Below are 22,850 nucleotides of genomic sequence, written 5' to 3'. Positions count from 1 at the left end.
TGCCGGTGCCCGTCCCCTCGTACGTGACCCGGCTGCGCGCCCACATCGGCCACGACCTGCTCCTGCTGCCCGGGGTCAGCGGCGTGGTGCGCGACGCCGCCGGGCGGGTGCTGCTGGCCCGACGGGGCGACAACGGCCGCTGGTCGGTGCCCGCCGGCATCGTCGACCCGGGCGAGCAGCCGGCTGACGCCGTCGTACGGGAGGTCTTCGAGGAGACCGGCGTGCGGGTCCGGGTCGAGCGGGTCGGCGGCGTCGCCACCCACCCGGTGGTCTATCCCAACGGCGACGTCTGCGAGTACCTCAACGTGTGGTTCCGCTGCGCGCCGGTGGGCGGCGAGCCGCGCGCCGACGGCGACGAGTCGACCGAGGTGGGCTGGTTCGCCCCGGACGACCTGCCGGAGCTGGACGAGTGGGCGCGGCTGCGCATCGACACCGCGCTGCGCGAGGACGCCCCGACCTGGCACGCGCGGCCCGGCGAGCGGCACCCGGCGCTGCGCCGACCCGACGCCCTTTGAGGCTCAGGGCCAACCGTGCGGTTGGGGCGGGTCAGCCGGTGGCGACGGCGGCCCGGGAGCGGTCGGCGGCGATGCGCACCGCGAGGCCGGCCAGCACGGTGCCCATCACGTACCGCTGCGCCCGCGCCCAACCCGGCCGGCGGACCAGGAACGCCGACACCGAACCGGCGGTCAGCACGATCAGCGCGTTGACCGTCAGCGCGATCACGATCTGGGTCAGCCCGAGCAGCAGGCTCTGCACCGCCACGTGGCCGCGCGCCGGGTCGACGAACTGCGGCAGCAGCGACACGTACAGGATGGCGATCTTCGGGTTGAGCAGGTTGGTGACCAGGCCCATGGTGAACAGCCGGCGCGGCCGGTCCGGCGGCAGCGGCGTCGGGGTGAACGCCGATTGCCCGCCCGGGCGCAGCGTCCGCCAGGCCAGCCACAGCAGGTACGCCGCGCCGGCCAGCTTCACCGCCGTGTACAGCGGCGGCACCAGCACGAAGACCGTGGCGATGCCGGCCACCGCGGCGGCCAGGTAGACCAGGAAACCGACCGCCACCCCGAGCAGGGAGACCAACCCGGCGCGGCGGCCCTGGGTCACCGACCGGGACACCAGGTAGACCATGTTCGGCCCGGGCGTCAGCACCAGGCCGAGCGCCACCAGGCCGATCCCCACCAGCGCGCCCACCGTCACCATCGCCGCACCGCCCCTTTCGTGCCCGCCCCGACCCTACGCCGGGAACCGCTGCGCCGGGCGGACCGCATCTTTGCGCCGGCCCGTTCAGCGGTGACACTGCTGTGATGTCCGTCGTCCTGCGGGTGCCCGCCACCACGTCCACCGCCGAGCTGGTCCTGCGCCCGTGGCGCGACGACGACGTCGACGCGCTGCTCGAGATCTACCGCGATCCGGAACTGCGGGCGCGCACCCGGCACCCGCTGCACACCGCCGCCGACGCCCGCCGCTGGGTGGCGCGGCACCGACAGGGCTGGGCGGCCGGCCGCCGCTTCTGCTTCGCCGTCTGCGAGACGGACCCGGTCGACGGCGGGCAGCGGCTCGTCGCCTGCGTGCTGCTCAAGGACGTCACGCCGGGACGGCCGGACGCCGAGGTGGGCTACTGGACGGCCGCGGCGGCCCGGGGCCGCGGGGTGGCCTCGCGCGCGGTGGACGCGGTGAGCCGTTGGGCGTTCACCCGCTTCGCCGCCATCGGACTGACCCGGCTGGAGCTGCTGCACGAGGTCGACAACCCGGCGTCCTGCCGGGTGGCGGAGAAGAGCGGGTACCCGTTCGTGGAGGTGCTGCCCGCCCGGCCGCCGTACCCGGGTGACGGGCACCGCCACGTGCGCCGGCGGGACTGACCGTCTCGACGGTGCTCAGGCCGGCGGCGAGGCGGGCGGGCCGAGCAGCCGCAGCAGCAGGCGCGGCTCCCCGGGCCAGGCGGCGAGGAGCACCTCACGCGGCACCTGCCGGCCCGCGTAGCGCAGCGCGAGCGCGACCACCACGATGTCGTCCAGCGGGCCGATCACCGGCAGGAACTCCGGGATCAGGTCGATCGGGCTGGCCAGCCAAAGGCCCGCCACCACGATGGCGATCTTCGCCTTGCGGGGGACCCGGGGGTCGGCGCGCAGCCGTCGTACCGTGGTCAGACAGTCGGGGATGAACGCGGCCAGATCGCGCAGGATGCCCGGCGGCAACCGCCGGGCCAGCAGCACCAGCAGCGCCCAGCTGGCCAGCAGGCAGGTCACCGCCACAGCGAGCCCGATCAGCCAGTCCCGCACGCTGCCCTCCTCCGCCCCGCGTCGGCCCTGCCGGGAATCTACGCCCCGCCGCCGCCACCACCCGTCGGCGGGGAATGCCCGGCCGCGTCGGGGCGCTGAACCTCGGCGGTACGGGCGGATACGGTGGTTCGGGGAGGTGGGTGACGTGAGCAACGCGTGGGAAGCGGCGGTCGAGGCGCAGATCCGCACCGCCGTGGAGCGCGGCGACTTCGACAACCTGCCCGGCATGGGCAAGCCGATCCCGGGCCGCGGCGCCCCCTACGACGAGTCGTGGTGGATCAAGAGTTTCCTGGAGCGGGAGGCCCTGCCCAGCGATCTGCTGCTGCCGACGCCGCTGCAACTGCGCCGCCGGGTCGAGCAGGTCCCCGACGAGGTGCGTGACCTGCCCACCGAGGAGTCCGTCCGGGCGTACGTGGCGGCGCTGAACACCGAGATCGTGGCCTGGCTGCGCACCCCGACCGGCCCGCGGGTGGTGGTCCGGCCGGTCAACGTCGACGAGACGGTACGACGCTGGCGGGCCGACCGGGAACAGCGGTCGGCGGCTGTCGTGGCCGCTGCCACCGAACCGGCGACCACCGCCGGCCGGCCGGCCCGGCGCCGGCGCTGGCGTTTTCCGTGGCGGCGCTCGCGCTGACCCGGCCGCCGCTGCAGACGCTGCGCTGACCGGACTGCCGTCGCGGGCGCCCCCCGAGCCGCTGGTGGCCCGGGGGATCGCCCGGGCGGCCAGGCCTCCGTACGGGCTGGCCAGCACCGGCACGATGGTGGCGCCCATGCGGCGGTTCGGACGTCCGCTCCCGTCATGGTTTTCGTTGGGCTGACGGTGCCAGGAACCTCTGCAGCTCGCCAGCCAAGGAGCCTTGGCGGTTTATTGGATAACCGGTAATGACAATCCGGTAATTAGCCTGGACATAACGGGCAAAGCTGCGATGCATCATAATGTCTGTTCTGTTGATTCCTACCGACACGGTGGGTTTTTGGCACGCGGCGGAGCAGAATCACGCCAGCGACGTTCCAGGCCGGTCCACGGAGCTGGGTACGAGCCGGGCCACTGCTCGCCTCGCCGCGGTGGCAGACTGCACCGATGATCGACGAGGCAGGTGACGAGGACGCCCTGGACCGCAGCGGTTTCGTCCCGGCCGAGGGCGGTGAGTGGTGGGGGCTGTTGTTCGAGAACCCGACGCTAGGACTGGCACCGCAGCTGACCTGGGGCTTTCACTTCCCCTTTCAGCCGGTGTCCCGCGATCATGGGAGCAGCCCACTCACCCTGGACCTCGAGTGGCTGCCGATCCAGGCGGACGGGTGGCGCAGCATGGCAGGCCGGAGCGCCAGCAGCTCACGATTCGCCGAGCCGGGCGAGGCCAGCGTCTACTACTTCGCGCACCACCGCTATGAGGCGATCCACCTGCAGATACTGGAGCAGCGCGACCTGGCCATCCATGTCCGGGCGAACGTGTCCGGTGATCTGGACAGCCTGGGAGTCGAATCGGTCGCCGCGGACGCGTGGTTGCAGTTTGCCGGCATCACCGTGTCGCTGAGCGACACGGTGACCGCCGACGCGGCCCTCGCTCGGCTCAGCGAATTCAGCGACATCACCGGGCTGGCGCCTGCCGCCGTTCCCGGCGGGATCCACTTCCGGTTCGCTCCCTCTGCCCCAGTGGGATAGGTACGGCGGTGCGCAACGCGGAGTTCACCGACCCCCGCCTCGTCGCGGTCTACGACGTCGAGTGCCCGTGGGGCCCCGACGACGACTTCTTCCTCACCGAGGTCGGCGCCGACCCGACCGCCCGGGTGCTGGACCTCGGCTGCGGCACCGGCCGGCTGGCCCTGGCCCTGGCCGCCGCCGGACACACCGTCACCGGCGTCGACCCGGCCCGCGCCTCACTGGACGCGGCGCGCGCCAAGCCCGGCGCGGACCGGGTCACCTGGATCGAGGGCGGCGCGGAGGTACTGCCCGGCGGGGCGTACGACGTGGCGGTGATGACCAGCCACGTGGCGCAGTTCGTGGTGGACGACGACGAGTGGCGGCGGGTCCTCGCCGCGCTGCGTCGGGCGCTGCGTACGGGTGGCCGGCTGCTCTTCGACTCCCGGGATCCGGCCGACCGGCGCTGGGAGCGGTGGAACCCGGTCGACTCGCGCCGGTCGGTGCGCCTGCCGGACGGTTCCGTCGTGGTGACCTGGACCGAGGTGACCGACGCCGGGGACGGCGTCGTGCGGTTCACCCGGCACTTCGGCTTCTCCGACGGTGAGCTGCGCGGCGAGGCGGTGCTGCGGTTCCGCACCGAGGGGGAGTTGCGGGAGTCGCTGGCCGAGGCGGGTTTCCGGGTGCAGCGCATCCACGGTGGCTGGCAGGGGGAACCGGTGGGCGCGGGGAACGACGGCGAGTTCGTGGTGGCGGCGACGGCGATCTGACGCTCGGCTCAGCCGGCGTGGCGTACCTCCTGGTCCCAGATCTGGTCCCACGGGCGCCGCAGGCCCTGACAGAGCCAGATCGGGCCGCCGTTCTCGTCGTTGTCCACGTCGATGCACTGGTCGACCCGGCCGGCGAGGCTGACCTGCTCGAACCAGCCGCGTAGCTGGTCGGGGCGGTCCCAGCCGACCGCGATCACCACGTCGGCGTCGGCCGGTGGCCGCCCGAATTCGGCCATGCTGTTGTGCCCGGAGTAGGCGCGGGGCAGGTCGCGTGCGGGGCCGTAGCGGGCGACGGCGCCGGCCTCGCCGTAGTTGCCGGTGAGGATCACCGCGCGCTGCCGCTGCTCCGGCGGCAGGCCGCGGTGCACGGCGGCGAGCGAGTCGGCGAACGCCGGCCAGCCGATGGTCTCCCCGGCGTCGTAGTTGACCTCGACGACGAAGCCGGGCAGCCGGTCGGCGGGCAGCGTGGGCAGCAGCAGCACCGCGCTGCCGGTGACCGCGACGACAGCGGCGGCGGCCAGCAGGACCCGACGCGGCACGGTACGCACCCAGTCGGCGGTGACGACCGCACCGGCGGCGGCGAGCACCAGCAGCAGCGGCGCGTCGTAATAGCCCTTGCCGCCGGCCACCAGCACGATGCCGAACACCACCAGCCAGGCCCAGCCCAACGCCCGGTAGGCCCGCCACCGGGGGTGGCGCAGCAGGGCGACCAGCCCGGCGACCCAGATCGGCACCGCCATCGGGCTGATGATGAGCAGTTGCAGCACGACGGCGTCGAGGCGGCCGCTGTAGGAGCTGTCCCCGTCGGCGATCGACGAGGCGACCGCGAGTTGCGGGAAGTCGTGCGCGGCCTGCCAGGAGAGGTTCGGCGCGGCGAGCAGCGCGGCCAGCGCCACGCCGGCGAGCACCCACCGGTCGCGTAGCAGCCGGCGCGGCCCGGCGATCGCCACCCCGGCGAGCAGGCCCACGCCCAGCAGCGCGGGTAGCAGCTTGTTGAGCATCCCGACGCCGAGTACCGCGCCGAGGCCGAGCGCCCAGCGCGGGTCGCCGCGCAGCACCCGGACCGCGCAGTACGCCGCGGCCAGCCAGACCAGCAGGTCGACGGTGGTGGTGCTGAGCAGGTGCCCGGTGGCGAGGACGACGCCGGCCACCGCGGCGGTGCCCGCGGCGAGGAGCTGCCCGCCGCGTCCGGCGCCGAACTGGCGGGCCAGCGCCGCCACCAGCAGCACCGCGGCCCCGGCGATCAGCGCCGACGGGGTACGCAGCACGACGAGGTCGCCCGGGGCGAGGGTGTCCATCGCCCGGGCCAGGGCCGGGACGAGCGGCCCCTGGTCGACGTAGCCCCAGTCGAGGTGCCGGCCGCAGAGCAGGAAGTACAGCTCGTCGCGGTGGTAGCCGTACCGGTGGGCGAGCGCCGCCAGCACGACGGTGACGGCGCCGGCGACCAGCCACGGTCCCTTCGTGCGGGGTCCGGGTGGTGGCGGCCCGGCGGGAGTTGCCGCGTCCGGGCGGTCGGTGACGGGTACGGCCACGCTCCCATGGTGACGGCTCGGGTGCGTACCGCGCTGTCCCGGACCGGTCACGGTTCGGTGCCGTCGAACCCGGTTGGCGTCGCGGCGGGGCTGCGGTTAGCTTTGCCCCGATGCTGATCAGAGAGTTCACCGACGCCGACTGGCCGCAGGTGTGGTCGATCGTGCGGGAGGTCGTCGTCGCGGCCGACACCTTCGTCTACGACCCGGGGCTGACCGAGGAGTCGGCACGCGCCATGTGGGTGGAGGCACCGCCGGGGGTGACGGTGGTCGCCCTGGACGGGGACCGGGTCCTCGGCACGGCGAAGATCGGCCCGAACAAGCCGGGGCCGGGCGCGCACGTCGCCACGGCCAGTTTCATGGTGTCCGCCGCCGCGCGGGGTCGGGGCGTCGGCCGGGCGATGGTCGAGTACGCCCTGGACTGGGCGCGCCGGCAGGGGTACGCGGCGATGCAGTTCAACGCGGTGGCCGAGTCCAACACATGGGCGGTGGAGCTGTACCGGCGGCTCGGGTTCACGGTGATCGGCACCGTGCCGGAGGCGTTCGCGCTGCCGGACGGCAAGCGGGTCGGCCTGCACATCATGCACCGCTTCCTCTGAGCCCTGCGGCGGACGCCCGCGCGCCCTGCGGGGACACCCGCGCGGGCGCGGCGGTGCCAGGATGGGCCGATGAGCGATGAGCCGATCGACCTGGCGGTGGCGCTGGCCGGTTTCGACCAGCTGTGGAGCCCGCGAATCGTCACCCGGGTCAACGACTACGACGTACGGATCGCCAAGGTGGCCGGGGAGCACGTCTGGCACGTCCACGACCACACCGACGAGTTCTTCCTGGTCCTCGACGGCGAGCTGCGCATCGCGCTGCGCGACGGCGACGGCGAGCGGACGGTGGTGCTGCCCCGCGGCGCGGTGTACGTGGTGCCGCGCGGGACGTCGCACCGGCCGTCCTCGGTGGACGGGGCGTCCATCCTGATGTTCGAGCCGTCCGGCACGTCCAGTGTCGGGGACCGGCACGACGAGATCCCCGAGCACGTGGACGCCACCACCGGCCACGCGCTCTGACCGGTCAGCCCACCGTCGCCTCGGCCCGCTCCGGCGTCGGGGCGGCGGGCCAGGCCAGTCGCCGTACGCCCGGCACGGCGGCGGTGCCGGCGCAGGCGAGCGCGACCAGCAGCGCCGCCCCGGCCAGCGGCGCGGACGCGCCCCAGGCGCCGGCGGCGAGCGGGGCGACCGCGTAGCCGATCGGCATCGCGCCCAGCGACATCAGCCAGTCGTACGAGGTGACCCGGGCGAGCACCTCGGGCGCGAACTGCCCCTGCACGACGGTCTCCCAGATCGGGTTGAGGAAGCCGAGCGCGGTCAGCGCGAGGCAGTACGCGGCGATCACCGCCGGGGCGGGCGCCGCGGCGGCCAGCAACGCCAGCGGGACCGCGTACGTGGCCAGGGCGAGGTTGCCGACCAGGACGGGCCGGCGGGGCTGGAACCGGCCGGCCGCCAGCGAACCGGCCAGCATGCCGACGGCCCCGCCCTGGAGCATGAGCACCCACACGCCCTCGCCGCCGAGGCGGTCGACGGCGACCGCGGGGCCGAGGGTCATCAGCACGGCCGCGGCGCCGTTCCACACGCCGTGCCCGACCAGGCTGGTCCAGTACCAGTCGCGGGCACGCACCTCCCGCCAGCCGCGCACCAGGTCGGTGCCGAGGGAGCGGTGCGGCACCGGCACGTGCCGGACCCGGATCGCGGCCACCAGCAGGGCGCTGACGGCGAAGGAGATCCCGTCGAGGACGAACGCCCAGCCGGGGCCGGCCGCCCAGATCAGCAGGCCGGCCAAGGCGGGGCCGGCGAGCCGGCTGGCGTTGGCAGTCACCCCCAGCAGGGCGTTGGCGCGTTGCCGCCCGTCGGCCTCGACGGTGCCGGCGACCAGCGGCGCGGCGGTGGGGATGGCGAAGGCGGAGGCGGCGCCGCCGACCGCGGCGGCCACCGCCACATGGGTCAGCGACGGGGCGTCGGCGAGCAGTTGCACCCCGACCACGAGTTGGGCGGCGCAGCGCACCAGGTCGGTGGTCACGGCCACCCGTTGGGCGTGGAACCGGTCGGCCACCACGCCGCCCAGGGGCAGCAGGAGCAGCCGGGGGACCAGCGCGCAGGCCAGCACCAGGGCCAGCGAGCCGGTGGAGCCGGTCGCGCGGAGCACCGCCAGGGCTAGGGCGACCGGTACGACCGCGTCGCCCAGGCCGGAGACGGTACGGCTGAGGAACAGCAGCCGGAAGGAGCGTACGCGGAGGGGATGAGTCACGCCGACAACTTATTTCGACACCGAACATTTCGTCAACGAATATTTAGCTGTCGACGTACAGTGGCCGGCATGACGGCACGCGATCGCACCGATCGGCACATCGAGCGCTGGTTGCCCGTGCTGCCGGAACTCGACCCCGACGTCGAGGGGGCGGTCACCCGGATGTCCGTTCTCACCCGGCACCTGCGCACGGTGAAGGACCGCTCCCTCGCCGAGCTCGGCCTGCCCGCCCACGAGTACGACACCCTGCACGCCCTCGCCGGGCGGCGCGGCCGGGCCACCCCCGGCGAGCTGGCCGACGACATGGCGATGGCCCCCGCCTCGGTGACCGCCCGGCTCGACGCCCTGGAGCGACGCGGCTTCGTGCGGCGCATCCCGTCGACGGTGGACCGGCGCCGGGTCGACGTGGAGCTGACCGAGGCCGGGCACGCGGCCTGGCACGCGGCGATCGAGGTGATCGGCCAGGAGGAGCATCGCCTGCTCGGCGTGCTCACCCCGGACGAGCGCCGACTCCTGGCCGACCTGCTGCGGCGGGTCTCCCTGCACGCGGAACGCACCACCGGCTGAGCCGGAAAACGCCTGGCGTCGCCGGTGAGCCGGCTGGCAGGGTGGCCGGCATGACGGCCCAGGCTCTGGCGGGCGCCCTCGCCGACGACGTACGGCGACAGGTCTTCGCGGCGATCGTGCTCGGCGCCGCCGACGCGACGGTGGTGGCGGACCGCACCGGTCTGCCGACCCGGCAGGTGGTCACCGCGCTGCGGCGGCTGGTCGAGGCCGGGGTGATCGCCGACGCGGGCGGTGACCTGCGGGTCGACGTCGACCGGTTCCGCGAGGCCGCGCGGACGCCGGCGCCGGACCCCGCCGCGGAGGAACCGGCGGACCGGGTGCTGCGCACCTTCCTGCGCGACGGGGTGGTGGTGCGGCTGCCGGCGCAGCGCGGCCGGCGGCGGGTGCTGCTGGCCCACGTCGTGGTCGCGTTCGAGCCGGGCGTGCGCTACCCGGAACGGGCGGTCGACGAGATCCTGCGGCGCTGGTGCGACGGCGGCGGCTCGGATCACGTGACCCTGCGTCGCCACCTGGTGGACGAGCAGTTGCTCGCCCGTGAGCAGGGGATCTACTGGCGCATCGGGCCGTGACCGTCCGGGGCGCAAACCATCTGGTGCCGGACGGTGTTGTTAGCCTCGGGGCATGACCTCGCGCTCGCCCGGTGGCTCACCCGACCTGATGTTCCTGCTCTCCTGGGCGAGTCACGCGCTGATGGCGGAGCACGCCGCCGGCCTGGCCCGGCTGGGCATCTCCCCGCGCGCGCACTGCGTGCTGCTCAAGGCGCGGCCCGGGGGGCTCACCCAGCGGCAGATCGGCGAGCTGTGCGGGATCGACAAGACCACCATGGTGGTGACCCTGGACCAGTTGGAGGGCGCGGGCCTGGCCCGACGCCTGCCCTCGCCGAGCGACCGGCGGGCGCGGCTGGTCGAGGTGACCCCGGAGGGGGAGAAGGTCCTCGACGAGGCGCAGGAGATCGCCGGCCGGATCCAGCAGGACGTGCTGGCCACCCTGCCCGAGGCCGACCGCGCGGTGTTTCTGCGCTCGATCAGCGCCCTGGTCGGCGGTCGACTCGCCGGCGGCGGGGCCTGCGGCGTCCGCCCCGCCTGCTAGTCCCGAGTAGGATAGTTCCGAACGGAACTATCTGGTACGGTCGCACCTGTCTGGTTCCCGAGGAGCACGCATGACCGCGACCGCGCATCCCACCGCCACGACCCCGTCCCTGCGCCGCCGCGCCCTGGGCGTGGCCGTCACCGTCCTGACCTGCGTCGTGCTCTGGATCGTGGGCGCGGTCGCCGGGGTCGACTACACCGTCGAGAATCCCGGGCAGCCGGCGTTCGTCGTCGGCGTCGTGCCGGTCATCGTCTTCTCCCTCGGCTCGGCGCTGGTGGGCTGGGCCGGGCTGGTCCTGCTGGAGCGCTTCGCCGGCCGGCGGGCCACCGTCATCTGGATCGCGCTCGCGGTGCTGATCGCCCTGCTCTCCCTCGTCCCCGTCGTCGCCACCGAGGCGACCACCGGCGCCAAGGTGATGCTGGGGGCGATGCACCTGGCGGTCGCCGCGGTGCTGATCGCCTTTCTGCCCCGACGCGCCCGCTGACGATCGACGCATGGCGGCGGCGTCCCCACTTCGGGGACGCCGCCGCCGCGTCCCCGGCCAGGTTCCGTCGACGGAATTGCGTTGACCTCGGCGCGAGGATCGACGGGTGCGCACCACTGACCCGATGACCTGGACGGTGATGCCGGCCCGGCCCGCCGACCCCGACGCGGCGGAACTGCTGTGGCGGTACTTCGAGGAGATCGTCCGCCGCTACCACCGCCGGCCCGTCCGGCCCGGCGAGGTCGAGGCGGCGATGGTCGACTCACCCAGCGATGACCTCGTCCCGCCGACCGGGCTGCTGCTGGTGGCGTACCGCGCCGGCCGGCCCGCCGGCTGTGCCGGGTTGCGGCGGCGGCCCGGCTGGGCGGAACTGACCCGGGTCTTCGTCCACCCCGCCCACCGGGGCCACGGCGGCGGCGCCGCGCTGCTGGCCGGCGCCGAGCGGCACGCCCGGACGTTCGGCGCCGACCGGATCCGGCTGGACACCCGCGCCGACCTCGTCGAGGCCCGCGCCCTGTACGCCCGGCACGGCTACCGCGAGATCCCCGCCTACAACGACGACGTGTACGCCGAGCACTGGTTCGAGAAGGTCCTCTTGCGAGTTGACGCCGGGCGCGCGGCGCGCTAAATAGAGAAGAGGAAGTTGAGTCGTGCGGACTCAACTACGACACCTTCGGCCAGGAGAACCGAGGAGGCACGACAATGCTGATGCGTACCGACCCGTTCCGTGAGATCGACCGGCTCGCCGAGCAGCTGTTCGGCAGCACCAGCCGCCCCGCCGTCATGCACATGGACGCCTACCGCGACGGCGACCACTTCTACGCCGCGTTCGACCTGCCCGGCGTCGACCCCGACAGCATCGACTGCACCGTCGAGCGCAACGTGCTGACCGTCCGCGCCGAGCGGCGCCGCCCCACCGGCGACAACGTCGAGCTGGTCGCCGCCGAACGTCCGATGGGCACCTTCACCCGGCAGCTGTTCCTCGGCGACACCCTCGACGCCGACCGCCTCGATGCCGGGTACGACAACGGCGTGCTGACGCTGCGCATCCCGATCGCGGAGCGCGCCAAGCCGCGCCGGGTCACCGTCACCGCCGGCAGCAGCGGCAACGGACACAAGCAGCTCACCTCGTGACGGTGGATTCGCCGGTGGACGCGTGCGGCGCGTCCGCCGGCGCCGGATAGATGGCGGCCATCGCGTGGGCGCTGGCCGCCATCAGCTCCCGCAGCTCCGCCGGGGCGAGCACCTCCACCTGCGCACCCAGCTTCAGCAACTCGGTGTGCCCGTGCCGCACCGACTCGATCGGCACCGTCGTGTGCAGCCAGCCGTGCGCGTCCGGTGCGCCCGCCGCCGCCCGGGCCGCCCGGCTCATCGCCGGCGGGAAGACGTACGCCATGAACTCCAGCGCCGCGGCCGTGACCCGCACCCGGGCCTCGTCGCGGTAGACGCCGCGCTCGTACCGGTCGGTCCACTCCCGCCAGAAGGCGACCAGGTCGAAGTCGGCGGGCCGGTCGAACCGTTCGTCGCGCACGGTCAGCGCCAGGATGGCCGCGACCCGGTAGGTGCGGACCTGCTCCCCGGCCCGGGCCACCAGGTACCAGCGGCCGGCCTTGAGCACCACGCCCAGCGGCGCCAGCACCCGGCTCACCTCCCGGGGGCGCTTCCACCGCTGGTAGCGGAGATCGACCAGGCGTTCCTCCCAGATCGCCTCCGCCAGCGCGGTCAGGTGCGGGGTGGGTTCCGGGTCCCGGAACCAGCCGGGCGCGTCCAGGTGGAACCGCTGCCGGATCCGGTCACCCTGCTCGGCCAGGTCCGGCGGCAGGGCGGCGCGCAGCTTCAACTCCGCCGCCGTGAGGACCGCGCCGAGGCCCAGCTCCGCGGCCGGCCCGGGGACCCCGGCCAGGAACAGCGCCGCCGCCTCGTCGGAGGTCATCCCGGTCAGCCGGGTGCGGTAGCCGCCGAGCAGCCGGTAACCGCCGGCCGGGCCCCGGTCGGCGTACACCGGGACGCCGGAGGCGCCGAGCGCCTCGACGTCGCGGTAGACGGTACGCACCGAGACCTCCAGCGCCTCGGCGAGTTCCTGGGCGGTCATCCGCCCCCGGGCCTGCAGGAGCAGCAGCAGGGAGACCAGCCGGCTGGCGCGCACCCGACGACGGTAGCGCGCGCCACGGATCCGCTCGGGCGCGCCTCGTGGTCATTGGCCGCCGAGGCTGAGAGCCTTTTTCACATGCTGCGTTCTGACGTCCCGGTCCTGCCCCGCGCCTCGGCCCGGCCCGCCCTGCCGAGCGGGCCGGTCGACTTCACCGAGGCGTGGCTGCGCAACCGGCGGCTGTCGGAGCACACCCGCACCGCGTACCGGCGGGACATCGCCGGCTGGCTGGCCTGGTGCGCCGCCCGTGACCTGGACCCGCTGCACGCCAACTTCCTCGACGTCAACTCCTACGGCCGCGACCTGGAGGCCACCCTGGGCGCGCGGACCGGCCGGCCGCTGACCCCGGCGACCGTGGCCCGCAAGCTCTCCGCGCTCTCCAGCTGGTACGAGTTCCTGGTCAAGCTGCGGGCGGTGGAGGCGAACCCGGTCTCCGGCGCCGACCGGCCGCGCGTCGACCGGGACCACTCGGCCACCGTCGGGCTCACCCCGGAAGAGGTGGACGCGTTGCTGGCCGCCGCCGACACCGACACCGGCCCGACCGCCGCCCGCAACCGGGCCGCCATCGCCCTGCTCGCCGACCTCGGGCTGCGGGTGGGGGAGCTGGTCTCGCTGAACCTCGACGACCTGGGCGCCGAGCGGGGGCACCGCAGCGTGCGGTTCGTCGGCAAGGGCGGCAAGCCACGCCGTCGGGCGCTGACCCCCGGCACCGCGTACGCCGTGGACGCCTACCTGGCCGACCGGGCGGCGGCGCAGGGGGTGGGCGTGGAGCAGCTCACCGGCCCGCTGCTGGCCACGGCCACCGGCGGTCGACTCGACCGGCACTCGGTGTTCCGGCTGGTCCGCCGCCTGGCCCTGGCGGCCGGGATCCCGGCGGCGGCGAAGTTGTCGCCGCACTCGCTGCGGCACGCCTTCGCCACCACCGCCCGCGCCGAGGGCGTGCCGCTGGAGGACGTGCAGGACGCCATGGGTCACGCCGACCCGCGCACCACCCGCCGCTACGACCGGGACCGGCACAACCTCGACCGGGACCCGGCGTACGCGATCTGGGCGGCGCGGGCCCGCCGCCGCGGCTGACCGGTCCGTCCGCGCCGAGCGCGTGTCGGTCCCCGCTCGTACGGTGCGGGGATGCGACACGGACTGGAGATCTGCTGCGGCGGGCCGGACCTGACCGCATCCCTGCTGGTCGAGCTCGGCGAGCTGGCCGAACGCTCCGGCTGGGACGGGGTGTTCCTGGAGGACTACCTGATCCACCACGCCGGCGACGACCCGCCCACCTACGATCCGTGGCTGCTGCTGGCGGCGATCGCCGGGCGGACCGGGCGGATCCGGTTGGGCACCACGGTGACCGGGCTGCCCCGGCGGCGGCCGGCGAAGCTGGCCCGGGAGGTCCTCACCCTCGACCACCTCTCCGGCGGCCGGGCCGGTGTGGCGGTCGGCGTCGGTGACCCGGCCGACCGGGGGTGGGCGGCGTTCGGCGAGCCGACCGATCTGCGCCTGCGGGCCGCGATGCTCGACGAGGGCCTGGAGGTGCTGGTCGGGCTGCTGGGCGGGGAGCGGGTCGAGCACGTGGGGCCGCACTACCGGGCCGACGGGGTGACGCTGCGGCCGCCGCCGGTGCAGTCACCGAGGGTGCCGGTGTGGGTCGGCGGCAGCACCCAGGCCAAGGCGGTGCTGCGCCGGGCGGCCCGGGCGGACGGAATCGTGCCCTACAAGCTCACCGACACCGACGGCTGGTCCGACTTCACCCCCGACGAGGTGCGCGACCTGGTCGCCGCGCTGCCGGCGACGCGGGCCGACGGCGCGCCCTTCGACGTGGCGATCGGTGGCCGGCGACGCCGGGCCGACGAACGGGCCGAGCGCGCCTACCTGGCCGAGCTGGCCAACGCCGGCGCCACCTGGTGGCTGGAGTACGTCCCGGCCGGTGATCCCGCCCGGATGCGGGCGGCGGTCGCCCGTGGCCCACTGCGCTGAGCACGCGACGGGAAAGGACGCCCCGGCCGGGCCCCCGGACCCGGCCGGGACGGTGCGTCAGCCCTGCGGGCGAGGGCAGATGCAGAACGGCTGGCCCACCGGGTCGAGCAGCACCACCCAGCGCCCGTCACCCGGCTGGAACTCGGGCTTCGTCGCGCCCGCCGCCACGAACTCCTTCTCCGCGACGGTCAGGTCGTCGACGTACAGGTCGAGGTGGTAGCGCTTGGCGGAGGTCTCGTCGGGCCAGCGCGGCGGCTGGTAGCCGTCGACCCGGCCGAACCCGATCGAGACGCCGTCGGGCCTGTTGATCATGGCGTAGTCGGCTTCGCTGTGGGTGATCTCCCAGCCGAGGACGCGGTGGTAGAAGTCGGCGTGCGCGGCCGGGTCGGAGCTGTCCAGGTTGACCATGGCGAGGTCGGCGGTGACTGTCATGACCGCAAGGCTGCCGCAGGTACCTGACATCTTCTGGCAGGTTCAGTCGGCGTGCCGGCGACGGCGCTGGTTGTCGTGCTTGCGGACGGCGAAGTCGTACGCGTCGGCGAGCAGTTCCGAGACCAGTGCCCGGGTCGCCGGGCCGGGGTCGACCACGCACACCCAGTGCTGCGGGGCGTAGACCGGGTGCGGCAGCAGCGTGTCGGCGCGGGTGTGGTCGACGCCGGTCGGCGGCGTCGGGAACAACGACAGGTACCGCGCCCGGGTCAGCCCGATGTTGAGCCGCCACGCCCCCGGCCGGTCCAACGCCGAGGCGGCGTCGTAGTGGTCGCCGGTCACGATCGTGGCGAACGGCAGCCACCGGTCGGCGGGCAGGTCACCGAGCGGGTCGTAGACGAGGAACGCGTCGCCGCCGCCGTCGACGGCGGTGACTCCCTCGTACGAGTCGCAGATGTGTCGCTTCATCTCGTCGGCGTCCATAGCTTCAATTTTTTCATTGAAGCTCCTTGTGAAAGTTGAGCCGGACTTCGCGCTCGAAGCCCGGCTCAACCCTCAACTGCGGCGGCAACTCCTCAGCAGGCGGCCGGTACGACTCATCCGTGGCTCCTCCGAGGGGTGGGCGCCGACCGTAGACGGTGCCGTGGCGAATGCGACAGGGGGCGATGTTCCTGCGCGGACCGGACGGTGCGCATACGGTCGCAGGTGATGGGCGGTGAGCAGGCGTGGACCCGACCGGCCCGGCCCCGCCGGCCGGTACGCACCGGTCTGCTGCTGGGGGGTCTGACGATGGCGCTGTGCCTGGTCGGCGTGGCCGGGCTGGGCGCCTGGAACGTGCAGGTGGTGATGCAGGCCGGCGGCCCGGTGCGGGAGACCGCCGACGGCTTCTTCCGGGAGTTGTCCGCCGGGGAGGTCGACCGGGCGTACGACCGGCTCTGCGACCAGGCGCGCGGCCGGTGGAGCGAGGTCGGCTTCGCCGGCTGGGTGAAGACCCCGCCGGTGGTCAGCGGCTACGAGATCCTGGACGTGTCGGTGCGCACCAAGGCGGGCCGCCCGATCGGTGAGGTGACCGTCCGGGTCACCCGTGAGGGTGGGGCCGCCGAGGAACGCCGGCTGCCGGTGGTGAAGGAGGACGGCGAGTGGCGGGTCTGCGGGGACCCGTTCTAGCTCAGTTGTCGTCCACGGCACCCGGGTGGAGCCCGTCGGCCGAAGCTCGGCCGGGGAGATCCACCTCGACGGGCATGTCGACGCCGCCAGCGGGCTCGACACCATCGGCGGGCTCAGCTGCCCGGTCCACCGCCGGCGACGGCACCGCCGGCAGCTCGCCCTCCCGGTCCGGCGGCAGTTGCTCCTGTGGGTCGACAACCCGGTTGGGTTCCTCGACCGCATCCTCGCGGTTCTTTCTCTCCCTGGCATCTGACGCCACTTCTTCGACGGTCTCCGCGGCTGTCGTCGCGGTCCGTACGGCCTCCGGCAGCTTGTCGTCCGTCTTCTGCCAACCGAAGATGCTGGCCGCCGAGACCAGCAGTGCCCCGGCGGAGGCCGCCGCGACCTCGCCCGCCCGCTGCGCCCCGGCCTGCAACCGCTCCCGCAGCGACGCGTCGGCGGTCGCCGCCCGCTCCTCGGCCCGGTCCAGCGTCTCCGCCGTCTCCACCCGCGTGCCCGGACCTCTGGCCTCCCCCTCATCGCCCCGCTCGGGCGTCCGTTCCGCCCGGTCACGATCCTCGCCCCGCTCGTTGCCCTCGGAGCGTCGCTGGTCGCGGCGGTCGTCGTCGTCCGGCCCGTCGCCCACGTGCAGCGGGTCGTCCCAGCGTGGACCCATCTGTCACACCCTTCCGGCGTACCGGCCGGTGGCGAGGACCCGCATCGGCCATCGGCAGGCGGCGAAATGAGTGTCGACGGCCTCGGCGAGCCGGCCAGGCCAGGACGGGGTGTCGTACCCCGCCCCCACGGCCGTCTCGAGCACCGAGGGCGTGCGAGACCCGAAGGCAACGACCCGGCAGGCTGCCCGATCCCGCTGGTCGCTGTCGAACAACTCCGAGACGGCGGCGAACTGCTCGGTCACGGTACGGCCCGGGATCTCCACGCCGTACCGTCGCGCCCACTCGGGGCTTCGCGCGGAGCGTCCGGCTCCGGCCGCCGCTCCGGCCACCTCGGCCCGCAGGTCGTCGCGCAGCACCGCCCAGCGGTACGGGCGCGCCAGGAAGTCGGTCTCCTGCTCCGCGCAGTGCCCGCCGCCGAACACCGTCCAGTGCAGCGAGTCGACGACGTGCTTCACCAGCTCGTCAGGGTCGCACCGGCCCGACAGTTGCGCGGACCGCGCGGCGACCGCACCGTCGACCGCGTGCGACAGGGCGCACTCGCGCAGCCGTGCCGGCATCATGCGCAGGATCTGGATCAGCTCCGCGCGGAGGGCCGGGGTGGGCCAGCCGGTGAGGTGCCCCAGTACCGCCAGTTCGCCCCACAGCCCCAACCAGGGCAGGTCCGCCAGCAGCAGTTGCGCCCGGCGCATGTCGCGCAGGGTGCAGGGCTGGGCCAGGCAGGCAGCGCCGCAGCTGGCGCTGCGACGGCCGATGATCTCCGACGGGTCGGCGGTGACGGCCGGCGCGGCCGTCTCACGATCGGTTCCGTCCGGCACGCGTACGAGCACCGGGTGGTCCATGCCGTCGGTGAAGACCGCGCCGACACCGGGCGGCAGCGTCACGACGAACTCCGACTGACGTTCGGTGAGGTTGACCGTCGCGCCGACGGCGTCCCGGTCGTCCCGCGCGGGCAACCTGTGGATGACCTTCACGGCGGTGTTCTTGACGACGTCCGGGGCGAGCTTCTCCGGGATCTGCTCAGCGATCACCAGGCCCTCCCCGTACGCGCGGATCTCCGCCAGCAGGCCGGCGAACAGCTCCACCGCGTGCGCGGCCGGGCCCGGGCGGTCAGCGCGCCGCAGCAGCCGATGCGCCTCCTCGAAGACGCTCAGGTGTCGCAGGGTCACGGCGGCGGGGTGATCCTCCCGGCGTACCCGCACCCGCAGGTACTCGGTCAGCTGGATGAGCAGGACCCCCATGAGGAACGCCTTGTCCCGGTCGTCACCGACGTCCTCGATCTCGAAGACGACGTTCGAGTCCAGCAGGCGCGCGACGTCGATGGGGTGACCGCCCTCGAAGAAGCCGCCCGTCGTACCCAGCCGCAGGCTGGCCAACCTGACCCGGATGAAGCCGCGGACATTGTCGGCGACCTCGCGGCCGTACCCGATCTGGTCCACCACCTCCTCCGCCACCTGTTGCAGGTCACCCAGGGTCGGATAGCGCGGCCGGTGCCCGGGCAGCCGCGGCTCACCCAGGGCCAGGTCCCACCCGAGCTGTTCATACGAACGTGCCAGGGCGGCGCCGAGTACCTGGGGGAAGGGCTCGTCCGCGTCGAAGGCGGCGAGGAACAGGGCACGGACGAGGTCCGCGTGCGTCTGCAGCGGGAAGCCGGGCACCGGCCGCAGCGGGTTGAACCCCGCCGGCGGCGCCGTACCCTCGCCCGGACGGACCACGACGACGCTCGCCCGCCGCAGCCGGTTGGCCATCCGCCGGTACTCGGCCTTCGCCGGCTCGAGCACCAGCCAGGGCAGCCCCACCGCGGCGGCCTGTTCGAGCAGGTGCCGTACGGTCTGCGACTTGCCCGCCCCGGTCGCGCCGCAGACGAAGGTGTGCCGGTTGAGACTGCTCATCGGTACCCGCAACTCGTCGCCCACGTTGCCGTGCCGGTCGAGCACCACACCGATCGCCATCGACTCACCGCGGATTCGACGGTCCGTCCCGGCGTCGCCCACCGCCCGGGCGGCCACGGGCTGCCGTACCTCGACGGCGGTGGTCTCCGGGGTGACGTCGAACTCCGATCGGACGGTCAGGCGCACTCCGGGCACCTCCTCCGTCGGGGGGACCGCCAGCGCGGCGACCAGCGACGAGCTGCCGAGGAACGAGCCACCCGGGACCACGGGCCGTGGCCCCGGGGACCGGGCCGGTTCGCCGGTCACGGTGGCCAGTTCCGCCCGCCCGAGCAGGTCGGTCAGGTCGCCGGAGGCTCGGGTGGGCGCCAGGGCGTACGGCAGACCGTGCAGGTCGACCGACGCGCAGAGCAGGCCCGCCACGGCCGCGGCGGCCCCCGGCGTCGTACCGGCGGCCAACAGGTCGATCCGCCACCACCCGAGCGTCTCGGCGGCGGCCAGCTCCCGGTGCCGGCGCCCGAGTCGCAGGGCGCGTACCGCCTGGGTGGGCGACGAGCCCCGGGCCTTGGCGTCGCGTTCCTGAGCGGCGAGCTGCCGGGCCTGCTCCGCGACCTCCTCGGCGGGGACCGGGTCGGCGAGCAGCAGCCAGGCGAACGCGCCCTGCCAGACGCCGAGCAGGCAGTCGTCGAGCCGGGGGCGCAGGTCGGTGGCCGGATCCCGGTCGTCCCGCTCCTCGACCAAGCCGTCCGTCATCCCGACGAGCCGCGTCCAGCAGGGCAGCGCGTCGAGCACCGCTGTCAAGCCTCCCGCGGGGTAGGCCAGGCCGACCGAGCCGGCGAAGAGGCTGGACCGGTGCCGACCGGCAGCACCCGCGGCCACGGCAGCACCCGCGGCCTCGACACCGCCGCCGGTGAAGACGTGCACGCCGCTCTGCTCGTCCGGCCGGCACCAGCCGACGACGACGCGGCCACCGCCTCCGGTCGCGGCAGCCGCATGGTACGCCGCGACGACGGCGGCCAGCCGCTGCCGGCGCCCCGGATCACCGCGTGCCTGGCCCGTCAGCGGGGGCACCCGAGGCAGCTCCACGATCCGGTACGCCGTCACGTGGTCGAGCCAGCCGCGTATGTCCGACCGGGGCTCGGTCGGGGACGTCACCGCCAGTCCTCCGGGTAGTGCTCCTCGGCCCACTCGGACTCGTCGTCGTCGTCGTAGTCGGGGTGCGGTTGTCCGGGTATGTTCCGCGGCGGTGTGCCCGGCTCACCGGACAGGTAGACCGTCGCCTGCGCCGGGTCCGGGAGAGGCAGGTCCGGCAGTGGACCGGTGGTGACCCGAGGGAGGGAAATGATGTCCGGGTTGCACTCCACACTGCGTACCGACAGTTTTCCCGTGCCCTGCGTGACCTCGATCAGCGCATAGTCCGGCAGGTCCTGGAGGGTGCGTGGCTCGACCACGTACTCGTACGCCCGTTGCTCACTCTGGGACTCGTTCCAGTTCACACTGTCGGCGACCGTCCTGGTGTGGGTCCAGCTCCGGCCGACGCTGACCTGCTTTTTCCACAGGGCACCGCTGGTCTGGTCCGAGAATCCGACGCTGTTGCCCTGGGAGTGGGTCTGGCTGCCGCCGAGCGTACGGGTGAGCTGGCTGAGGACGAACGTGTGTTGCCGGCCGATGAAGTCGGCCGCTCGCGCGGCCTCCTCGTGGTTGCTCAGGCGCATGAACGCGACCACGTCCGCGCCCACGGCGCGGACCGCGGAGTCCCGCAGGTGACGGAACATCAGCACGAGTCGGACCCCGCGACGTGTGCACAGGTCGGTCAGCCGCTCGACGTGCCGGTGGCTGAGGTCGTCCGCGCCGGCGACGACCAACGGGCCGACGAACGGCTCTGCCGAGGTGAGCCGCTGGACCAACCCCTGCAACACCAGTTCCTTGAGCAGCTCGTCCCGGACGTTGTGCGCGGCGTTCTCGTAGACGAGGCAGGTCAACCCGGGTTTCCCCAGATCGTGCCGGCCCTGTCGCCGGTCGGTCGCGGCGAACAGTTCGCGCAACGGGTACAGATGTGACTCGATCCGTCGCAGGTTCGGGTGGGCCTGGCGCCGGACCTCGTCGGAGAAGAGCGAGTCGGTGATGTGCTCCCGCTCGACCTCGCTCAGCTCGGGGAAGTCGCCTGGCTCGTCGAGCAGGACGCTGACCGCCGCGGCGATCCGGTGGATCGTGACATCCTCGCCGAGCGCCCGGCAGACGGTCGACAGGATGCGGTCGTCCTGGGCCCGGTCGGCCCGTCGGCCGGCGGGGGCGTCGCCGTGCATCGCCTCGACGAGGCTGTCGACCAGAGCCCGTCCGTCCATCTGGGAGAAGAGCGTGGTCTCGCCCACCTGGTCGGGCAGTCGGACGGCGGTGACGTCGACGGAGGCCGCCCTGGCCAGCCAGACCAGCTCGTGGCAGGCGGCCTCGCCGGAGAAGTCCACGAGGGTCATCGCACCCCGGGTACGCAGCATCGAGGCGCCCATCACGGTCAGCACCGCCTCCCAGCCCCAGACGCTGCCGCCGACGATGTCGACCCGGCGAGTCGTCGGCGGCAGAAGCGCGGCCCCCCATTCGAGATAGCCGCTGACCCGCTCCCGCTCTTCGGCGTCGAACTGCTCGCGCAGCTCCTCCCACCACGCGCAATGGGCCTCGTAGCGCCGCAGCTGCTTCTCACGCTCCCGCTCCGGCCCAGCTTCCGCGTAGCGACTGTTGGACCAGCTGTGCCACGCGCCACCCACCATCACCGCGAGCCCTATCGCGAGGATGACGCGCAGGTCGGTGGACGGTCCCTGGCCCACGATCCCGAGACAGAGGAGAACCACCGTCACGCCGACGCCGATGCCGACCCATCGCCGCATCCGGTACCACTTGTCCACACCCGCCGCCGCGGCGTCGAAGAAGACCTCGTCCCGCACGGGTTCGAGGGTCGGGTACGGCTCGGGGAAGTGGTAGCGGTAGAGGTTCCGGTCGCGGAAGATCCAGCCGAGGCGTTCCCCCTCGACGAAGAGGAAGTCCAGGTACTTCGATCCGCCCGCGGAATCGGTCATCATTCACCTCGTGTGGTGAAGTGGGATTCGAAGCAGTATCCCGAATCGATGAATCGATGACCATAGTTCTCGCGGGCGCACCCTCAGCCCGTAATCGACGGGGGCAGCTGATCTGACCCCCGGGCCGGCCGTCGTCGGCGCGGCTAGGAGCGCGGGCCCAGGTCACCCGAGCGGTAGTGCCGCCGGCAGAGCACCTGGTAGCGCACGTCGGCGCTATCCGCGGTGTCGCCGATGACGACCTGCGCGCCCTCGCGGACCACCCGCCCGTCGACCACCCGGGCGTTGAGCAGCCCCTCCCGGCCGCACCAGCAGAGCACCTCGATCTGGATCCGGGCCACCTCGTCGGCCAGCTCGAACAGCCGCTGGGCGGCGGGGAAGAGGCAGGACCGGAAGTCGGTGGCCAGGCCGAAGGCGTACACGTCGACGTCGTAGCCGTCGACCAGCTCGGCCATCTGCTCGACGTGCTCGACGTTGTAGAAGGACGCCTCGTCGCAGATCAGGTAGTCGACGCGTACCCCCTCGGCCCAGGTGTCGCGGACCAGCTTCCGCAGGTCGAGGGAGTCGGTGACCTCGACGGCGGAGTGGGCCAGGCCGATGCGGCTGGTGACCTGCGGGCCCAGCGACCGGTCGATGCGGGTGGTGACCAGGCCGCGGCGGCCCTGCCGGGCGTGGTTGTAGTTCATCTGCAACGCCATGGTGGACTTGCCGCAGTCCATCGGCCCCCAGAAGAACTTCAGCGCGGCGGCGTGCAACGGCCGCCCGTCGACACCGCGGGCGGCGGCACAGCCGATGCCGTTCTCGTCCGGGCCCGGGAGCGGTCGGGCCAGGCAGGTGGGGGCGGCAGCGGCGTCGTCGGTCACGTCGGGGCAGCC

Annotated in this window: 27 protein-coding genes; 16 read left to right on the top strand and 11 right to left on the bottom strand. The window is 73.7% G+C overall.

Annotated elements, in window-relative coordinates; genetic code table 11:
- The first annotated feature begins 5 nt into the window (after positions 1 to 5).
- Complete coding sequence (locus FHX75_RS05395; protein WP_154936943.1) at positions 6 to 515, top strand: NUDIX hydrolase; 510 nt, start codon at positions 6 to 8, stop codon at positions 513 to 515.
- 31 nt (positions 516 to 546) lie between these two features.
- Here the strand turns inward: FHX75_RS05395 and FHX75_RS05390 are convergent, their stop codons facing one another.
- Positions 547 to 1,197: a LysE family translocator gene (locus FHX75_RS05390; protein ID WP_154936942.1), complete on the bottom strand. Its 651-nt coding sequence runs from the start codon at positions 1,195 to 1,197 to the stop codon at positions 547 to 549.
- Positions 1,198 to 1,301: 104 nt separating this feature from the next.
- Between FHX75_RS05390 and FHX75_RS05385 the strand changes: the two genes are divergently transcribed.
- Positions 1,302 to 1,856 (top strand): GNAT family N-acetyltransferase, encoded by a 555-nt coding sequence (locus FHX75_RS05385; protein WP_154936941.1) that lies wholly within the window; start codon positions 1,302 to 1,304, stop codon positions 1,854 to 1,856.
- A 15-nt stretch (positions 1,857 to 1,871) separates the two neighbouring features.
- On the opposite strand, the gene FHX75_RS05380 is transcribed toward FHX75_RS05385, so the two are convergent.
- Positions 1,872 to 2,276 carry a YkvA family protein gene (locus FHX75_RS05380; RefSeq protein ID WP_154936940.1) on the bottom strand — a complete coding sequence of 135 codons (405 nt, stop codon included), beginning with the start codon at positions 2,274 to 2,276 and terminating at the stop codon, positions 1,872 to 1,874.
- A 145-nt stretch (positions 2,277 to 2,421) separates the two neighbouring features.
- Between FHX75_RS05380 and FHX75_RS05375 the strand changes: the two genes are divergently transcribed.
- The 3 genes from FHX75_RS05375 (at position 2,422) to FHX75_RS05365 (ending at position 4,685) form a co-directional block, all read left to right on the top strand.
- Positions 2,422 to 2,910: a DnaJ family domain-containing protein gene (locus FHX75_RS05375; protein ID WP_154936939.1), complete on the top strand. Its 489-nt coding sequence runs from the start codon at positions 2,422 to 2,424 to the stop codon at positions 2,908 to 2,910.
- Between the two features lie 447 nt (positions 2,911 to 3,357).
- Entirely contained in the window at positions 3,358 to 3,939 is a 582-nt protein-coding gene (locus FHX75_RS05370; RefSeq protein ID WP_154936938.1) for a hypothetical protein, read from the top strand.
- Between the two features lie 8 nt (positions 3,940 to 3,947).
- On the top strand, positions 3,948 to 4,685 hold the full coding sequence (locus FHX75_RS05365; RefSeq protein ID WP_154936937.1) for a class I SAM-dependent methyltransferase: 738 nt from the start codon (positions 3,948 to 3,950) through the stop codon (positions 4,683 to 4,685).
- An 8-nt stretch (positions 4,686 to 4,693) separates the two neighbouring features.
- On the opposite strand, the gene FHX75_RS05360 is transcribed toward FHX75_RS05365, so the two are convergent.
- On the bottom strand, positions 4,694 to 6,217 hold the full coding sequence (locus tag FHX75_RS05360) for a glycosyltransferase family 39 protein (RefSeq protein ID WP_154936936.1): 1,524 nt from the start codon (positions 6,215 to 6,217) through the stop codon (positions 4,694 to 4,696).
- Between the two features lie 110 nt (positions 6,218 to 6,327).
- Here FHX75_RS05360 and FHX75_RS05355 point away from each other — a divergent pair, with 110 nt between their 5' ends.
- Positions 6,328 to 6,813: a GNAT family N-acetyltransferase gene (locus FHX75_RS05355; RefSeq protein WP_154936935.1), complete on the top strand. Its 486-nt coding sequence runs from the start codon at positions 6,328 to 6,330 to the stop codon at positions 6,811 to 6,813.
- A 69-nt stretch (positions 6,814 to 6,882) separates the two neighbouring features.
- Complete coding sequence (locus tag FHX75_RS05350; RefSeq protein WP_154936934.1) at positions 6,883 to 7,272, top strand: cupin domain-containing protein; 390 nt, start codon at positions 6,883 to 6,885, stop codon at positions 7,270 to 7,272.
- Positions 7,273 to 7,276: 4 nt separating this feature from the next.
- Here the strand turns inward: FHX75_RS05350 and FHX75_RS05345 are convergent, their stop codons facing one another.
- Positions 7,277 to 8,506 (bottom strand): MFS transporter, encoded by a 1,230-nt coding sequence (locus FHX75_RS05345; RefSeq protein WP_154936933.1) that lies wholly within the window; start codon positions 8,504 to 8,506, stop codon positions 7,277 to 7,279.
- A gap of 69 nt (positions 8,507 to 8,575) precedes the next feature.
- Between FHX75_RS05345 and FHX75_RS05340 the strand changes: the two genes are divergently transcribed.
- The 6 genes from FHX75_RS05340 (at position 8,576) to FHX75_RS05315 (ending at position 11,780) form a co-directional block, all read left to right on the top strand.
- Positions 8,576 to 9,073 carry a MarR family winged helix-turn-helix transcriptional regulator gene (locus tag FHX75_RS05340; protein WP_154936932.1) on the top strand — a complete coding sequence of 166 codons (498 nt, stop codon included), beginning with the start codon at positions 8,576 to 8,578 and terminating at the stop codon, positions 9,071 to 9,073.
- Positions 9,074 to 9,123: 50 nt separating this feature from the next.
- Complete coding sequence (locus tag FHX75_RS05335; RefSeq protein ID WP_154936931.1) at positions 9,124 to 9,642, top strand: DUF2087 domain-containing protein; 519 nt, start codon at positions 9,124 to 9,126, stop codon at positions 9,640 to 9,642.
- A gap of 52 nt (positions 9,643 to 9,694) precedes the next feature.
- Positions 9,695 to 10,162 carry a MarR family winged helix-turn-helix transcriptional regulator gene (locus FHX75_RS31925; protein ID WP_154936930.1) on the top strand — a complete coding sequence of 156 codons (468 nt, stop codon included), beginning with the start codon at positions 9,695 to 9,697 and terminating at the stop codon, positions 10,160 to 10,162.
- A gap of 70 nt (positions 10,163 to 10,232) precedes the next feature.
- The gene (locus FHX75_RS05325; RefSeq protein WP_154936929.1) at positions 10,233 to 10,646 is read left to right on the top strand and encodes a DUF6069 family protein; all 414 of its coding nucleotides are present in this window, start codon (positions 10,233 to 10,235) and stop codon (positions 10,644 to 10,646) included.
- 106 nt (positions 10,647 to 10,752) lie between these two features.
- The gene (locus FHX75_RS05320; RefSeq protein ID WP_246157675.1) at positions 10,753 to 11,274 is read left to right on the top strand and encodes a GNAT family N-acetyltransferase; all 522 of its coding nucleotides are present in this window, start codon (positions 10,753 to 10,755) and stop codon (positions 11,272 to 11,274) included.
- A gap of 74 nt (positions 11,275 to 11,348) precedes the next feature.
- A complete protein-coding gene (locus FHX75_RS05315; RefSeq protein ID WP_154936928.1) occupies positions 11,349 to 11,780 on the top strand; it encodes an Hsp20/alpha crystallin family protein in 432 nt (143 codons plus the stop codon).
- Here FHX75_RS05315 and FHX75_RS05310 read toward each other — a convergent pair.
- Positions 11,770 to 12,792: a helix-turn-helix transcriptional regulator gene (locus FHX75_RS05310; protein WP_154936927.1), complete on the bottom strand. Its 1,023-nt coding sequence runs from the start codon at positions 12,790 to 12,792 to the stop codon at positions 11,770 to 11,772. The two genes, FHX75_RS05315 and FHX75_RS05310, sit on opposite strands and share 11 nt — an antisense overlap.
- A gap of 81 nt (positions 12,793 to 12,873) precedes the next feature.
- On the opposite strand from FHX75_RS05310, the gene FHX75_RS05305 reads away from it, so the two are divergent.
- Both FHX75_RS05305 and FHX75_RS05300 read left to right on the top strand, forming a co-directional pair.
- Complete coding sequence (locus FHX75_RS05305; protein WP_154936926.1) at positions 12,874 to 13,872, top strand: tyrosine-type recombinase/integrase; 999 nt, start codon at positions 12,874 to 12,876, stop codon at positions 13,870 to 13,872.
- A 51-nt stretch (positions 13,873 to 13,923) separates the two neighbouring features.
- A complete protein-coding gene (locus FHX75_RS05300; protein WP_154936925.1) occupies positions 13,924 to 14,769 on the top strand; it encodes an LLM class flavin-dependent oxidoreductase in 846 nt (281 codons plus the stop codon).
- Positions 14,770 to 14,826: 57 nt separating this feature from the next.
- Here FHX75_RS05300 and FHX75_RS05295 read toward each other — a convergent pair whose 3' ends face one another.
- Together FHX75_RS05295 and FHX75_RS05290 are read right to left on the bottom strand one after the other, a co-directional pair.
- On the bottom strand, positions 14,827 to 15,201 hold the full coding sequence (locus tag FHX75_RS05295; RefSeq protein ID WP_154936924.1) for a VOC family protein: 375 nt from the start codon (positions 15,199 to 15,201) through the stop codon (positions 14,827 to 14,829).
- A 42-nt stretch (positions 15,202 to 15,243) separates the two neighbouring features.
- Entirely contained in the window at positions 15,244 to 15,681 is a 438-nt protein-coding gene (locus FHX75_RS05290; protein WP_154936923.1) for a DUF6194 family protein, read from the bottom strand.
- Positions 15,682 to 15,906: 225 nt separating this feature from the next.
- On the opposite strand from FHX75_RS05290, the gene FHX75_RS05285 reads away from it, so the two are divergent.
- Positions 15,907 to 16,365 (top strand): Rv0361 family membrane protein, encoded by a 459-nt coding sequence (locus FHX75_RS05285; protein WP_154936922.1) that lies wholly within the window; start codon positions 15,907 to 15,909, stop codon positions 16,363 to 16,365.
- Position 16,366: 1 nt separating this feature from the next.
- Here the strand turns inward: FHX75_RS05285 and FHX75_RS05280 are convergent, their stop codons facing one another.
- The 4 genes from FHX75_RS05280 to FHX75_RS05265 all read right to left on the bottom strand — a co-directional run bounded on the left by FHX75_RS05280 (position 16,367) and on the right by FHX75_RS05265 (position 22,838).
- Entirely contained in the window at positions 16,367 to 17,020 is a 654-nt protein-coding gene (locus FHX75_RS05280; RefSeq protein WP_154936921.1) for a hypothetical protein, read from the bottom strand.
- A gap of 3 nt (positions 17,021 to 17,023) precedes the next feature.
- Positions 17,024 to 20,062 carry an ATP-binding protein gene (locus FHX75_RS05275; RefSeq protein WP_154936920.1) on the bottom strand — a complete coding sequence of 1,013 codons (3,039 nt, stop codon included), beginning with the start codon at positions 20,060 to 20,062 and terminating at the stop codon, positions 17,024 to 17,026.
- Positions 20,059 to 21,978: a hypothetical protein gene (locus tag FHX75_RS05270; protein ID WP_154936919.1), complete on the bottom strand. Its 1,920-nt coding sequence runs from the start codon at positions 21,976 to 21,978 to the stop codon at positions 20,059 to 20,061. Before FHX75_RS05270 ends, FHX75_RS05275 begins: the two co-directional genes overlap by 4 nt.
- 143 nt (positions 21,979 to 22,121) lie before the next feature.
- Positions 22,122 to 22,838, bottom strand: a complete 717-nt coding sequence (locus FHX75_RS05265) for a thymidine kinase (protein WP_154936918.1) — start codon at positions 22,836 to 22,838, stop codon at positions 22,122 to 22,124.
- Positions 22,839 to 22,850: the final 12 nt, after the last annotated feature.

Source organism: Micromonospora palomenae (assembly GCF_007829925.1).
Classification (GTDB): domain Bacteria; phylum Actinomycetota; class Actinomycetes; order Mycobacteriales; family Micromonosporaceae; genus Micromonospora; species Micromonospora purpureochromogenes.
Note: the sequence above shows the minus strand (reverse complement) of the source record. Positions and strands in the feature narration are given on the sequence as shown.

Coding starts and splice junctions, on each gene's coding strand:
- FHX75_RS05340 (WP_154936932.1), top strand. CDS start 8,576: ATGACGGCACGCGATCGCACCGATCGGCACATCGAGCGCTGGTTGCCC.
- FHX75_RS05335 (WP_154936931.1), top strand. CDS start 9,124: ATGACGGCCCAGGCTCTGGCGGGCGCCCTCGCCGACGACGTACGGCGA.
- FHX75_RS05355 (WP_154936935.1), top strand. CDS start 6,328: ATGCTGATCAGAGAGTTCACCGACGCCGACTGGCCGCAGGTGTGGTCG.
- FHX75_RS05325 (WP_154936929.1), top strand. CDS start 10,233: ATGACCGCGACCGCGCATCCCACCGCCACGACCCCGTCCCTGCGCCGC.
- FHX75_RS05315 (WP_154936928.1), top strand. CDS start 11,349: ATGCTGATGCGTACCGACCCGTTCCGTGAGATCGACCGGCTCGCCGAG.
- FHX75_RS05390 (WP_154936942.1), bottom strand. CDS start 1,197: ATGGTGACGGTGGGCGCGCTGGTGGGGATCGGCCTGGTGGCGCTCGGC.
- FHX75_RS05305 (WP_154936926.1), top strand. CDS start 12,874: ATGCTGCGTTCTGACGTCCCGGTCCTGCCCCGCGCCTCGGCCCGGCCC.
- FHX75_RS05370 (WP_154936938.1), top strand. CDS start 3,358: ATGATCGACGAGGCAGGTGACGAGGACGCCCTGGACCGCAGCGGTTTC.
- FHX75_RS05350 (WP_154936934.1), top strand. CDS start 6,883: ATGAGCGATGAGCCGATCGACCTGGCGGTGGCGCTGGCCGGTTTCGAC.
- FHX75_RS05280 (WP_154936921.1), bottom strand. CDS start 17,020: ATGGGTCCACGCTGGGACGACCCGCTGCACGTGGGCGACGGGCCGGAC.
- FHX75_RS05385 (WP_154936941.1), top strand. CDS start 1,302: ATGTCCGTCGTCCTGCGGGTGCCCGCCACCACGTCCACCGCCGAGCTG.
- FHX75_RS05295 (WP_154936924.1), bottom strand. CDS start 15,201: ATGACAGTCACCGCCGACCTCGCCATGGTCAACCTGGACAGCTCCGAC.
- FHX75_RS05270 (WP_154936919.1), bottom strand. CDS start 21,978: ATGACCGATTCCGCGGGCGGATCGAAGTACCTGGACTTCCTCTTCGTC.
- FHX75_RS31925 (WP_154936930.1), top strand. CDS start 9,695: ATGACCTCGCGCTCGCCCGGTGGCTCACCCGACCTGATGTTCCTGCTC.
- FHX75_RS05300 (WP_154936925.1), top strand. CDS start 13,924: ATGCGACACGGACTGGAGATCTGCTGCGGCGGGCCGGACCTGACCGCA.
- FHX75_RS05290 (WP_154936923.1), bottom strand. CDS start 15,681: ATGGACGCCGACGAGATGAAGCGACACATCTGCGACTCGTACGAGGGA.
- FHX75_RS05285 (WP_154936922.1), top strand. CDS start 15,907: ATGGGCGGTGAGCAGGCGTGGACCCGACCGGCCCGGCCCCGCCGGCCG.